This window comes from Pseudoduganella sp. GW821-FHT12E03, from assembly GCF_058807115.1.
On record NZ_JBXAQJ010000008.1, the window covers coordinates 337793 to 350731 of the forward strand.

Below are 12939 nucleotides of genomic sequence, written 5' to 3' on the forward strand. Positions count from 1 at the left end.
TGCATGATGAACACGAATAACGTCCATTTCCCGCGCGCGGTTGCCACCGCCGCGCTGACGCTGGCAATGCTGGCGGCATTGTCAACGCTGGCCGGCTGCGCCGCCACGCCGCCCTATCAAGCGCCCGCCGTGGCGCAGCCGGCCGCCTTCAAGGAAGCGCAAGGCTGGGCGCCCGCCGCGCCGGCGGACTTGCTCGACAAAGGCCGGTGGTGGACGCTGTTCAGCGACCCGGTGCTCGATGGCCTGATGGCGCAGGTCAGCATCTCGAACCAGAATGTGGCGGCGGCCAGCGCCGCGTATGCGCAATCGCGCGCACTGGTGGCCGAGCAGCGCGCGCAATGGTTCCCGCAACTGGACCTGGGCGCCAATGCCGCGCGCAGCGGGGGCGGCGGCGCCACCCGCACTGCGGGGCAGTACCGCGTCAACCTCGGCGGCAGCTGGGAACCGGATATCTGGGGCCGGATCGGCGCGGCCGTCTCCGGCGCGCAGGCCGGCGCGCAAGCGTCGGCGGCGGAACTGGCCGCCGCCACCCTGTCGGCACAGGGCGAACTGGCGGCCAGTTATTTCGCCCTGCGCGCGCTGGACGCCCAGGGCGCGCTGCTCGACGCCACCGTGGCCGGTTATGACCAGGCGCTGCGCATTGCCGGCAACCGTTTCAAGGCCGGCATTGCCGCGCACTCGGATGTGTTGCAGGCGCAAACGCAACTCGACAACGCCCGCATCGACCAGCTGTCCGTCACGCGCCAGCGCGCCCAGCTGGAACACGCGATCGCCATCTTGCAGGGCAAGGCGCCGGCGGACTTTGCGCTGGCGCCGCTGCCGGCGGCAACACCAGAACTTGCCCCGGCAACTGGCATGCCGGGGCAGGGCGGCAACTCGTTGCAGGCCGATGCCGCACCTGGCTTGCCGTCGAGACCTGCTGCGGCAACTGCCTCCGCCTCCGCATCCGCCTATGCCCCGGGACCGGCCACCGGTCCGCTGCCCGCGATTGCCGTACCGCGCTTGCCGCCCGCGCCCACGATTCCCGTGGGCGTGCCGTCCGAACTGTTACAGCGCCGCCCCGATATCGCGGCCGCCGAACGCCGGGTGGCGGCCGCCAATGCCCAGGTGGGCGTGGCGCGGACCGCGTATTTCCCCAGCCTGACCTTGAGCGCATCGTATGGTTTTGGCGCCAGCCAGGTGGCGGGACTGTTCAGCGCATCGAACAGCCTGTGGTCGCTGGGACTGGCCGCCGCGCAAACCCTGTTCGACGGCGGCGCCATCAAGGCCCGCGTGGCCGGGGCGGAAGCGGCGCGCGAGGAAGCCGTGGCGCGCTACCGCCAGACGGTGCTGGCCGCGTTCGGCGAGGTGGAAGACCAGCTGGCGGCCGGCCGCGTGCTGGAGCAGCAGCAGGCGCTGCGCCAGAGCGCATCGCAGGCGGCCGACTTGGCGGAACAGCAAATGGGCAACCGCTACCGTGCCGGCCAGGTCGGCTATACCGAGGTGGTGCAGGCGCAGGCGGCGGCGCTCGGTGCGCGGCGCGCGCTGCTGCAGGTGCAAGCCGACCGCCAGACCGTGGCGGTGGCGCTGATCCAGGCGCTGGGCGGCGGCTGGCGCGCCGCCAACTGAAGCGCCGGCGCTGGCGCTGGCGGCGCGGCGCGCCACACGTCGGCGGTTTTCCCCGCGTGCGGGGGCATAGCCTTGTATAATCGGCAAACACACGCATTTCCCACGCGCCCCCTGGCGCTGAGACCGCAATTTGATGAGTGACCTGAACGACGTCCCAGCGGTCCCGCCACCCGCCCAGGCAGTATTCCCCGCACCACCTGCCGCTGACATCCATCCGCCGCCGACGCTGATCCCGGTGGTCGGCATCGGCGCGTCGGCCGGCGGGCTGGAGCCGCTGTGCCAGTTCCTGGCGGCGGTGCCGACCGACAGCGGCATGGCGTATATCGTGGTCCAGCATTTGTCGCCGGAGCACAATGGCGCCTTGCCCCAGCTGTTGCAGCGGGCCACGGCGATGCCGGTGCAGGAAGCCAGCAACGGCATGTGTATCGAACCGGACTGCGTGTATGTGATTCCCCCGAACGCCGAGTTGACCCTGTCGCAGCACGTGCTGGTGGTGGCGGAGCCGTCGCAAAAATACGGATCGCGCCTGCCGATCGATATCTTGTTTACGGCGCTGGCGCTGGAATATGGCGAGCTGGCCACCGGAGTGGTGCTGTCCGGCATGGGCATGGACGGTACGCGCGGCTTGCGGGCGATCCAGGACGCGGGCGGCCTGGCGATGGCGCAGTTGCCCGAATCGGCCCAGTTCGACCCGATGCCGCAACATGCGATCGAGGCGGGCGCGGCCGATATTGTCGATGTGCCGGAGCAGATGCCGCGCCAGATCCTCGACTGGGCCAATGGCTACCGTCCACCGCAATTGCTGCGTGAACCCAGCCTGGCGCGGCGTGGCGCGCTGGGTGAGTTGCTGGCCATGTTGTACGAGCAGACCGGCAACGATTTTTCCGACTACAAGATGAACACCATCATGCGGCGCATCGAGCGGCGCATCCACTTGCATGGCGCGAAAACCCTGGTGCAGTACGTGAAGCTCTTGCGCACCAATCCGCTGGAAGTCGAGTTGCTGTTCAAGGAAATGCTGATCGGCGTCACCAGCCTGTTCCGCGACCAGCGCGTGTGGGATGACTTGAAAGGGATTGTCTTGCCCAAGTTGTTGGCGGACCATCCGGATGGCGCGGATTTCAAGGCCTGGGTGCCGGCCTGCTCGACTGGCGAAGAAGCCTACTCGCTGGCCATGATCTTCAATGAAGTGCTGGCGGAACGGAGCCCGGGCGCCCGCTACACGCTGCAAATCTTTGCCACCGACCTCGATCCGGACGCCATCGACCGGGCGCGCCACGGCTTGTTTCCGCGCGGCGTGGCATCCATGATGCCCGCGGAGCGCCTGCAGCGCTGCTTTTCCGAGGAAGACCACGGCTACCGCATCCGCAAGGATGTGCGCAACATGATTATTTTTGCGCAGCAAAATGTGATTTCCGATCCGCCGTTTACCAAGCTGGATCTGCTCAGCTGCCGCAACCTGCTGATTTACTTCAGCGCCAAACTGCAACAGCAATTGATTCCGCTGTTCCACTATGCCTTGAAGCCGAACGGCCACCTGATCCTGGGGAATGCCGATACACCGGGTCAATTCTCCGAACTGTTTGCCGTGCTGTCGTCCGGAAGCCGGATATTCAAACGGCTGGAGACGGATAATCAACGCAGGTTAATGTACTTCCCCAGCCGGGTGGCGCTTGCGGCGCCCGTCATTCCGTATGAAACGAGATCCGCGACGATGAACAGCAACCTGCAAATGCAAGTGGAGCAGCAATTGCTCAAGAACCATTCCCCGGCCTCGGTGCTGATCAGCAAAGAGGGGGACATCCTGTATATCCATGGACGCACCGGCGCTTTCCTGGAGCCGGCGGCGGGCAAGGCCAACTGGAATATCCATGCCATGGCGCGCGAACCGCTGCGCTATGAACTCGATGATTTGCTGCGCCGCGCCGCACAGGGCGATGGCCAGACATTGCAGCGGGCCGTGCTGGTCCTCGATGGGGGCGGGCAGGCGCGGCAACTGGAGATGACAGCGGAGCCGCTGCGCGCGGAAGACGGTTCGCAAGAGACGCTGTTGCTGACGTTTACCACCTCGGCGCTGCCGGATGGCAGCCTGCGCGACCATCCCGTCACCCCGGGCGTGGCGGAACTGGAGCAGCAACTGATGCAGGCGCGCCTGGAAATCCGGACCGTGCGGGAAGAAATGCAGACCTCGCGCGAAGAACTGCGCTCGGCCAATGAAGAACTGCAATCGACCAACGAAGAACTGCAGTCGACCAACGAAGAGCTGACCACGTCCAAGGAAGAAATGCAGTCGCTGAACGAAGAACTGTATACACTGAATGCGGAATTGCAGGCCAAGGTGGATGATTTGTCGCAGGTGAACAGCGACATGAAGAACCTGTTGAACAGTACCGACATCGCCACCATCTTCCTGGACAATGCGCTGCACATCCGCCGCTTCACCACGCCGGCCACGCAGCTCTACAAGCTGATTGCCAGCGACGTGCAACGGCCGCTGTCGGACATAGTCAACGATCTCGAGTATCCTGAGCTGGAACACGATGCGCTGGAAGTGCTGCGCACACTGATGTTCAGTGAAAAGCAAGTGGCCGCACGTGATGGCCGCTGGTTTACCGTGCGCATCATGCCGTACCGGACCACGGATAACGTGATTGACGGCGTGGTGCTCACCTTCATCAACATCACGGAAGCAAAGCGCCTGGAGGCACAACTCCAGGCATTACAGGGCGGGAAGTGATATGCAGATGGAATTGGCGCGGTTGAGGGAGCAGGCCGAGTGCAGGGTGGGGCCTGCGCCGGACAGGCATGAAAGTACCGATGTGCTGCGCCAGCGGCACGAACTGGAAGTCACGCAGATCGAACTGGAAATCCAATGCGAAGCGCTGTCCGAATTGCACGGGCGCCATGTGCTGATGCAGCAGGAACTGGAACGCGACCAGCGCCTGATGGGCCACCTGTTGCGCGAACGCGAACAGGAGCGCCAGCGGCTGGCGCGGGAAATCCATGACGACCTGGCGCAAAACCTGCTGGCGCTGCGCATCGACGTGGTGATGTTCGGTTCCCGCACGGCCGGCACCCATGGCCGGCTGCATGAACGCGCGGAACAGGTGCTGGGCCATGTCGACGTGGCGATCCGCAATGCGCGCGGCATGATCAACGAATTGCACCCGCCGGTGCTGGAACTGGGCCTGGCGGCCGCCATCGAATGGCTGACCGCGCGCTTTCGCAGGGAAACGCTGCTGGGCTGTACGTTGCAGATGCCGGACGACGCCGCCTGCGCGTTGCTGGCGCCCGCCGTGGAAGTGGCGTTGTACCGCATGCTGCGCGAAGCGCTGGCCAATGTGCGCCGCCACGCGCACGCCACCTTGGCGGACGTGGCGCTGCATATCGATCATGGCTGGGTGGCATTGATTGTTTCGGACAATGGCATCGGCATCGCGCCGGGCGCGCAGGGCAAACCGGGCGCCTATGGCTTGCAGGTGATCGCTGAATGCCTGGCTGAAATGGGCGGTGATCTGGTATTGGACGAGTATGCGCCGGGGCAGGGCTGCCGTCTCGTGATGCGCATACCGCTGGCGCCCCCGGTAGCGCCGCTGGCGCCGTAAGGGAAGCCGCCGGATTCGCCGGCCGCCGGCCTGGAATGGTCTATACTGCCGGGGCTTCACTACCCGGAGACCCGAATTGTATAAATTGCTAGTCCTCCCGGCCGCTCTGCTGGCCGTGTCGGGCGCTACCCGCGCCGACGAAGGGCAATGGCAGCCGCACCAGCTGCTGCAGCTCAAAGCCGAACTCAAAAAAACCGGCATCGCCATCCCCGCTGAAAAGCTGGCCGACCTGTCGAAACACCCGATGAGCGCCATCGTGTCGACCGATGGCTGTTCCGCCTCGTTCGTGTCGCCCGACGGCCTGGTGGTGACCAACCACCATTGCGCCTATGACGCGATCCAGCGCAATTCCACGCCGGAACACAATTACATCGCCAACGGTTTCCTGGCCAAGACCCGCGCCGCCGAGCTGCCGGGCGGCCCCAACCTGCGCGTCTATGTGACCGACAAGGTGGAAGACGTCAGCGCCCGCGTGCTGAAAGGCCTCGACGCGATGTCGGGCCGCCAGCGCCACGAGGAAGCGCAAAAGCGCATCAAGGCGCTGATCGCCGAATGTGAGACCGACAAGATGTACCGCTGTTCCGTGCCCAGCTTCCACCGGGGCGCCGAGTATTATCGCATCCGCCAGATGATGATCCGCGACGTGCGCCTGGTGTACGCGCCGTCCGACAAGATCGGCAATTACGGCGGCGATATCGACAACTATGAATGGCCGCGCCACACCGGCGACTATTCGTTCCTGCGCGCCTATGTCGGCAAGGATGGCCGCCCGGCTGATCCGTCGCCGGACAACGTGCCGTACAAGTCGAAGGACTTCCTGGTGGTGTCGGCCGAAGGCTTGAAGGCGGGCGACGCGATCTTGCTGGCCGGTTACCCGGGCCGCACCAGCCGCTACAAGCTGCCGGTGGAAATCCGCTATGCGCGCGACCATGCGTACCCGCTGCAAGTGGCGGAATACCAGGCCGACCTGGACACCATCGCCGCCGCCACCAAAGGCGACAATGCCGCCGACGTGCGCTACGCCAGCGTGGTCAAGGGCATCAACAACAAGATGAAGAAAACCCAGGGCTTGCTGGACGGCTTTGCCCGCAAGGACCTGGCCGCCATCAAGGATGGCCAGGATGCGGACTTCCGCGCCTGGTATGCGAAGCAGCCGGCTAAATCCGGCGCGATGCTGGCCGAACTCGATGCCGCGATCGCCGCCGACATGGCGCTGTCGAACGAGGAATTCGCCTACATGGTCGCCACCAACAGCGACTTGTTCAAGAGCGCGCGCACCCTGTACCGCCTGGCGCTGGAAAAGCAAAAGCCGGATGCGCAGCGCAAGGGCGGCTACCAGCAGCGCGACCTGTCGTTCATCAAGGCCCGCCTGACGCGCCTGGAACAGTCGTATGACGCGAAAGTCGACCAGGCGCGCTATGCGGCCGGGCTGGCGCGCTACGCGAAACTGGCGGCCGGCACGCATCCGCAAGGGCTCGACGCGCTGCTGCCGTCCGCGCAGGACGTGGCCGCGCTGTACCAGCAGTCGACGCTGGGCGATACCGCGCGGCGCGTGGCGCTGATGGAGCAGGACGCCGCCGCGTTTGCCGCTTCCAGTGACGCCTTCGTCAAGCTGGCCGTGAAGCTGCATGCGCTGGGCATGGCGCTGGAAGAGCGCCGCATGGAAGTCGACGGCAACCTGGAACGCATCGTGCCGCAATACATGGCGGCCGTGATTGCATGGAAGAAGTCGCAGGGCAAGCCGGTCTACCCGGACGCCAATTCCACCTTGCGCGTGACTTACGGCACCGTGGCGCCGTATTCGCCGAAAGACGGCGTGACCAAGGGCCCGTTCACCACCGTGGAAGGCATCGTGGAAAAGCACACCGGCAAGGATCCGTTCGTGGCGCCGCAAGCATTGATCGACGCGGTCAAGGCCAGGAGTTACGGCCAGTTCAGGGACCCGGTGCTGGGCACCGTGCCGGTCAACTTCCTGTCCAGCGCGGACACCACCGGCGGCAATTCCGGTTCGGCCGTGATGAACAAGAATGGCGAATTGATCGGCCTGAATTTCGATTCCACTTATGAATCGATCACCAAGGACTGGTATTTCGACACCGCCATCACGCGTGCGATCCACCTCGATATTCGTTATATGCTGTGGGTGATGAAGGAAGTCGACCACGCCGATAACGTGCTCAAGGAAATGACCATCAAGTATCCGAAGCGCTGATACGCCATAGCGTGCGGTGATAGGCGGTAAACGTCAAGCGGCGGCCCTTGTGGCCGCCGTTTTCCTTATAATTGCAGCTTACTATGAACGAATCCATCTCCCTGCTCGGCCTGCTGACCACCACGCCGCTCGAAACGCTGTGCTTTGTGCTGTCGGTGATGACAGTGCTATTGAACATCCGCCAAAACCACTGGGCCTGGCTGTTTGCCATCCTGTCATCGGCCGCCTACGGTTTCGTGTTCGCGGGCGCCAAACTGTATGGCGACATGGCGCTGCAACTGGTGTTCATCAGCGTCTCGTTCTGGGGCTGGTACCAGTGGCTGCACGGCAGCGCCGCGCACGACAAGTTGCCGGTCACGGAACTGGACCGGCGCGGCGTCATGTGGTCCGCCGTGGGCTGGCTGGCCGGCTTTGTCGCGCTGGCCTGGTTCCTCAAGCGCTTTACCGATACCGATGTGCCGCACATGGATGGCTTCCTGACGGCGGGCAGCTTGGTGGGGCAAGTGCTGTTGTCGCGCAAGAAGGTCGAAAACTGGATCGTCTGGATTATTGTCGACATCATTTATGTCGCGCTGTACGTGCACAAGCACTTGATCCTGACGGCCGTGCTGTATGGTTTGTTCGTGCTGATGGCGGTGGCCGGGCTGGTGGCGTGGAAACGCGCGGCGGAAGGGGTGGGCGACGCGGCCGACGCGGTGGTGCTGAAATGATCCGGCGCGTGGCCATCGTGGGCGCGGCATCGGCCGGCAAGTCCACCCTGGCCGCGCGCCTGGCGGCGCATTATGGCACCGTGTGGGTGCCGGAATACCTGCGGGAATTCGTCGAGACGCTGGGCCGCATGCCCGTTGCGGACGACCAGATTGTGATAGCCCGCACCCAGGCCGAACGCGAACAGGCGGCGCTGGCGCACGCCACCGGCTACCTGTTTTGCGACACCACTCCGCTGATGACAGCCGTCTACAGCCGCCATTATTTCGGCGGCATCGACGGCGAACTGGAACAGCTGGTGCGGCGCAGCCATTACGACATCACGCTGGTGTGCGCCTCCGATATCCCGTGGGAACCGGACGGCATGCGCGAAACGCTGGACGAATGCGCCGTCATTGCCGGCTTGCTGTTCGATGAACTGGACAAACGCAACATCCCCTATACCCTGGTGGCGGGCGACGCCACACAGCGCTTGCAGAAAGCCGAGCACGTGCTTGGCAAGCCTGCTACATTTAGGAAATGACTAGAAAATTCTTCGCAGCAATCACGCTCGTTGGCAGCCTGCCGTGCGCGCAGGCGGCGACTGGTTATTATCTGGTGTCCGTGTATGACGTCGAGGGCCAGCATGGCATCGACTACAAATACTGGAACGCGGATTACAGCAACGGGCCCAGCCGGTCGTCGCCGGAAATCGGCTACAGCATCGGCGTCACGCCGCGCTGGTACACGGAACTCAATGCCGTGTGGTTCCGCCAGCATGGCCGCGATGGCAACGCGCTGTCCGCCATCAACTGGCAAAACGATGTGCTGCTGACCCAGGGCCAGTACGCGGCCGATGTGGCGCTGCATACCGAGATCGGGCGCAGCCACGACAAGCCCCATGTCTACAGCCTGGAAATCGGCCCGGTATTGCAGACCGAGTATTACCGCACCCAGTTCAACGCCAACCTGTTCCTGCAGCGCAATTGGCAGCGCAATCCGCGGGGCGGGGCGGGGGAGGAGACGCAACTGGTCTACCAGTGGCAAATCAAGCAGCGCTGGAAAAGCTGGCTGCAGCCCGGTGTGCAGGGCTTTGGCGAGGTTGGGAAGTGGAATGACTGGTTGCCGCGCCACCGGCAATCACACCGGGCGGGGCCTGCCGTGTTTGGCAGCGTGGACGTCGGGCCGGGCCAGGAAATCAAGTATGAAGCGGCCTGGCTGGTCGGTAAAAACTCTGCGCGCAGTGCGCAGAGTTTCACCATGCGGGTGCAATACCTGTTCAGGTAAGCTTAGAAGTCGATCTGCGCCGACAGTTTATAGGCGCGGTCGCCGCCCGGGAACAGGTAGCCGCCCAGGTCCGGCGTCACGTCGCGCCAGTAGAACTTGTTGGTGGCATTGCGCACCGTTGCGCGCAGCACGGTGTGCACGTCCCCCACCTTCACCGCATACGACGCACCCAGGTTCAGCACGCTGTAACCCGGCACGAATACCGTGTTGATTTCATCGAAGGCCTTGCGGCTGGCATATTGCCAGTTCGCGTTCAGCTTCAGGCCGGCGATCTGCGGCAGCGCATATTCCGCCCACAGCGAAGTCTTGAACTTCGGCACGTTGGTCACGCGCTTGCCATCCATGGCGGGGTTGCCGGTGCCGCTTTGTTCCGTGTCCAGCGCCATGGCGGTGAACCACAGCTGCACATCGCGCGTGACCTGGCCGTTGGCGCGCAATTCCAGGCCACGGTGCTGGCGCTCGCCGCCGCGCACGAAGGTGTTGGCGGCATTGATGAAGTCCAGGCCCTTGCGGATCTGGAACACCGCCATGGCCAGGCTGACGTCTTCGCCGATGTCGGCCTTCACGCCCAGTTCAATCTGTTTCGACACCGATGGCGCCAAGGCATGGCCGGCATTGGTGGTTTCCATCGGCGCCACGTCGCCATATTCCAGGCCCTTGGCCCAGCTGGCGTACGCGGTGGCGTTGGCTTTTGGCGCGTAGACCAGCGACACGTTCGGCAGCAGGAACGATTCATCGACGGCCGCCACATCCACTTCATTGCGCTTGAGTTGCGCGCCGCGCACACCGGCATGCAATTTCAGTTTGTCGGTCAAGCCCACGACGTCCTGTACAAACACGGCTTGCTCGCGGTCCGCGCGGCGTTCCGACACCGGGCCGCTGGAACCAACCGCCGGCTTGACAATCACGGGCGCGGTCAGGTTGCTGGTGCCGGCATAGTCGTACAGGTAGTCGCCCCATTGTTCACTGTTCTTGAACCACGACCAGCCCACGGTCACCGCATGGCGCATGGCGCCGGTGGTGAATTTCCCCTGCAGCATGGCTTGCGCCGCCTGCGGCGACTTGCGTTCGCCCAGGCTCTGGTAATCGTAGACATCGAAGTCGCCGTTGCCGCAGAAGCCCGGGTACAGGTCCTGCGCACCGCAGCCATACGGGAAGGCGGCGTAGTCGTCGCGCTTGAACGCGTGGCGGTTGGCCGAGACGGTGGCGCTCCAGTCCTGGTTCAGTTGCAGCAGCAGGCGCGCGCCGATATTGCTGCTCTCGGTGGTGACCGGCTTGCTCCATGGCTGGGCATTGAGTTGCATATCGGCCGGCACGTTCGGGAACGTGGCGTTGTTGATCAGCTGGAAGCCGGGCGCCGTCACTTGCGCTTTCTTCTGGTAATCGCCATCGATTTGCAGCAGCGCGTCGGGCGTGATTTGCCAGTCGAACGCGCCGGACACGAAGTTGCGGTGGCCGTCCGAACCCTTGATGTAGGAACGCAGGCGCTCGCCCGCGACGTTGATGCGGTAGCCGAAGCGGGAGTCCTCGAAGCGGCCGCCCAAGTCCACATGGCCCAGCAGGGTGCCGCGCTCGCTGGCTTCCAGGGTGACGCTGCGCAGCGTCTTGCTGGTCGGGCGCTTGGTCACATAATTGACCACGCCGCCCGGCGCCGCCACGCCGGCCTGCATGCCGGCCAGGCCTTTCAACACTTCGATGGCTTCCTTGTTTTCCAGCGGAATTTGTGTATCGCCGGAAATCGCCAAGCCATCCTTGCGGTAGCTGTTGGCGTTATTGAGCTTGAAGCCACGGATCGAGAATTGTTCGGCATAGCCGACCGCGTTGTACGCATCGCTGATGCTGGCGTCGAATTTCGCGGCATCGGTGGTGGTGCGGATATTCAATTCCTGCATTTTTTCGCGGTCAAGGACATTGACCGACGCTGGTGTCAGCAACAGCGGGATGTCGGCAAAACCGCCGACGGAAGCGTGGGTGCCGGCCGGCTTGCTGCCGGTGATGACCACTTCGGCCATGGTCTTTTCCTGAGCCAGGGCGGGGGCGGCAAAGGCTTGGGCAACCGCCAGTGCGGCGGCGGTGACTGCGAATTCTCGTTTGAACATAGTGGCTCTTAAAACTTGGGAGCCAGCGGAGGAGTGAAAACGGCGGGAGGAGATCGGCGCGACGCTTTCCTTCGCTGGCATTATCCAGATCAGGTACGGAGGGTATCTCTCACCCGGACATGTTGTGGACGTCCAGGACCCCTAGCGAAGCTGCAAGTTTAACATAAGGCGCCGCACGGCGCCTTACATGGCGGCCATAGCGCGTATTACAAACTCAGTTGCAGGGCCGCGCGGCTGGCATCGGCATCGATGTCGCGGTGCTCGCCCAGCTTGACCATGCGGTGTTCGACCAGCCGCGCCACCACGGCGTCGATCGCGTCCTGACCCAGGCCATAGCCGGACAGGCGGGTCGGCACGCCCATTTGCTCGAAGAAGCCACGTGTGCGCTCGATCGCGGCGGTAATGCGGGCGTCCTCGTCGCCCTCGGTGATGTTCCACACACGCGCCGCGTATTGCAGCAGCTTGGCGCGCTTGGCGTCCTTGCGCACGGTGAGAATGCCGGGCAAGACCACCGCCAGCGTTTGCGCATGGTCGAGCCCATACAGGGCCGTCAATTCATGGCCGATCATGTGGGTGGCCCAGTCTTGCGGCACGCCCACGCCGATCACGCCGTTCAGCGCCATGGTCGCGCACCACATGATATTGGCGCGCACTTTGATATTGTCCGGTTCGGCCAGGGTGCGCGGACCTTGTTCGATCAATGTTTGCAGGATGCCTTCGGCCCAGCGGTCTTGCAGCGGAGCATCGACCGGATAGGTCATGTACTGTTCCATCGTGTGCACGAAGGCGTCGACCACGCCGTTGCCGACCTGGCGCAGCGGCAGGGTAAAGGTTTTCGACGGGTCCAGCACGGAGAATTTCGGGAACACGGCGCGGTGCATGAAGGCACGCTTTTGCTGTGTGCTGGCGCGCGTGACGACGCTGGCCGCATTCATTTCCGAGCCGGTTGCCGGCAAGGTCAGCACGGCGCCGAATGGCATGGCGGCCGTGATGGTCTTGCCGCCTTTTTCCAGGATCAGCCACGGATCGCCGTCATGCAGGGCCGCCGCCGCGACAAACTTGGTGCCGTCGATGACGGAGCCGCCGCCGACCGCCAGCAGGAAATCAATCTGTTCCGCCTTGACGATCTCGACCGCCTTCATCAAGGTTTCAAAATGCGGGTTCGGTTCGATGCCGGCAAACTCGATGACGGTATGGCCGGACAGCGCGGCCTTGACTTCGTCATAGACGCCGTTGCGCTTGATGCTGCCGCCGCCATACAGCATCAGCACGCGCGCGCCGGCCGGCACCAGCGGCGTGATGGCCGCGATCTGGCCCTGGCCGAACAGGATCTGGGTGGGATTGTAAAAATCGAAGTTGAACAAGGCTGGCTCCCAAGTTGTATCACATTGAAGGCCGCCATTATCGCGCAGGCGCGGAAAATGTGCGCGCTATCAGTTTT

At 63.9% G+C, this 12939-nt stretch carries 9 protein-coding genes and 1 riboswitch; of the genes, 7 read left to right on the top strand and 2 right to left on the bottom strand.

The genetic code is table 11. The features are described from left to right. The first annotated feature begins 6 nt into the window (after nucleotides 1-6). The 7 genes from AC1RRC_RS21680 to AC1RRC_RS21710 all read left to right on the top strand — a co-directional run bounded on the left by AC1RRC_RS21680 (nucleotide 7) and on the right by AC1RRC_RS21710 (nucleotide 9399). A complete protein-coding gene (locus tag AC1RRC_RS21680) occupies nucleotides 7-1608 on the top strand; it encodes a TolC family protein (protein ID WP_493057694.1) in 1602 nt (533 codons plus the stop codon). Between the two features lie 133 nt (nucleotides 1609-1741). After that, nucleotides 1742-4345, top strand: a complete 2604-nt coding sequence (locus AC1RRC_RS21685) for a chemotaxis protein CheB (protein ID WP_493057598.1) — start codon at nucleotides 1742-1744, stop codon at nucleotides 4343-4345. A gap of 1 nt (nucleotide 4346) precedes the next feature. After that, a complete protein-coding gene (locus tag AC1RRC_RS21690) occupies nucleotides 4347-5213 on the top strand; it encodes a sensor histidine kinase (RefSeq protein ID WP_493057599.1) in 867 nt (288 codons plus the stop codon). Nucleotides 5214-5289: 76 nt separating this feature from the next. After that, complete coding sequence (locus AC1RRC_RS21695; RefSeq protein WP_493057600.1) at nucleotides 5290-7425, top strand: S46 family peptidase; 2136 nt, start codon at nucleotides 5290-5292, stop codon at nucleotides 7423-7425. An 83-nt stretch (nucleotides 7426-7508) separates the two neighbouring features. After that, entirely contained in the window at nucleotides 7509-8135 is a 627-nt protein-coding gene (pnuC, locus tag AC1RRC_RS21700; RefSeq protein WP_493057601.1) for a nicotinamide riboside transporter PnuC, read from the top strand. Next, the gene (locus AC1RRC_RS21705; RefSeq protein ID WP_493057602.1) at nucleotides 8132-8656 is read left to right on the top strand and encodes an AAA family ATPase; all 525 of its coding nucleotides are present in this window, start codon (nucleotides 8132-8134) and stop codon (nucleotides 8654-8656) included. The genes pnuC and AC1RRC_RS21705 overlap by 4 nt, the downstream gene beginning before the upstream one ends. Continuing rightward, a complete protein-coding gene (locus AC1RRC_RS21710) occupies nucleotides 8653-9399 on the top strand; it encodes a hypothetical protein (RefSeq protein WP_493057603.1) in 747 nt (248 codons plus the stop codon). The genes AC1RRC_RS21705 and AC1RRC_RS21710 overlap by 4 nt, the downstream gene beginning before the upstream one ends. A 2-nt stretch (nucleotides 9400-9401) precedes the next feature. Here AC1RRC_RS21710 and AC1RRC_RS21715 read toward each other — a convergent pair whose 3' ends face one another. Beyond that, nucleotides 9402-11498: a TonB-dependent siderophore receptor gene (locus tag AC1RRC_RS21715; RefSeq protein ID WP_493057604.1), complete on the bottom strand. Its 2097-nt coding sequence runs from the start codon at nucleotides 11496-11498 to the stop codon at nucleotides 9402-9404. Between the two features lie 49 nt (nucleotides 11499-11547). Next, a riboswitch (TPP riboswitch) is annotated at nucleotides 11548-11651 on the bottom strand. Nucleotides 11652-11704: 53 nt separating this feature from the next. Beyond that, the gene (locus AC1RRC_RS21720) at nucleotides 11705-12862 is read right to left on the bottom strand and encodes an iron-containing alcohol dehydrogenase (protein ID WP_493057605.1); all 1158 of its coding nucleotides are present in this window, start codon (nucleotides 12860-12862) and stop codon (nucleotides 11705-11707) included. Nucleotides 12863-12939: the final 77 nt, after the last annotated feature.

Bases quoted from the DNA above. Each gene is read 5' to 3' on its own strand.
- AC1RRC_RS21680 (WP_493057694.1), top strand. From the start codon at position 7: ATGAACACGAATAACGTCCATTTCCCGCGCGCGGTTGCCACCGCCGCG.
- AC1RRC_RS21685 (WP_493057598.1), top strand. From the start codon at position 1,742: ATGAGTGACCTGAACGACGTCCCAGCGGTCCCGCCACCCGCCCAGGCA.
- AC1RRC_RS21690 (WP_493057599.1), top strand. From the start codon at position 4,347: ATGCAGATGGAATTGGCGCGGTTGAGGGAGCAGGCCGAGTGCAGGGTG.
- pnuC (WP_493057601.1), top strand. From the start codon at position 7,509: ATGAACGAATCCATCTCCCTGCTCGGCCTGCTGACCACCACGCCGCTC.
- AC1RRC_RS21705 (WP_493057602.1), top strand. From the start codon at position 8,132: ATGATCCGGCGCGTGGCCATCGTGGGCGCGGCATCGGCCGGCAAGTCC.
- AC1RRC_RS21710 (WP_493057603.1), top strand. From the start codon at position 8,653: ATGACTAGAAAATTCTTCGCAGCAATCACGCTCGTTGGCAGCCTGCCG.
- AC1RRC_RS21715 (WP_493057604.1), bottom strand. From the start codon at position 11,498: ATGTTCAAACGAGAATTCGCAGTCACCGCCGCCGCACTGGCGGTTGCC.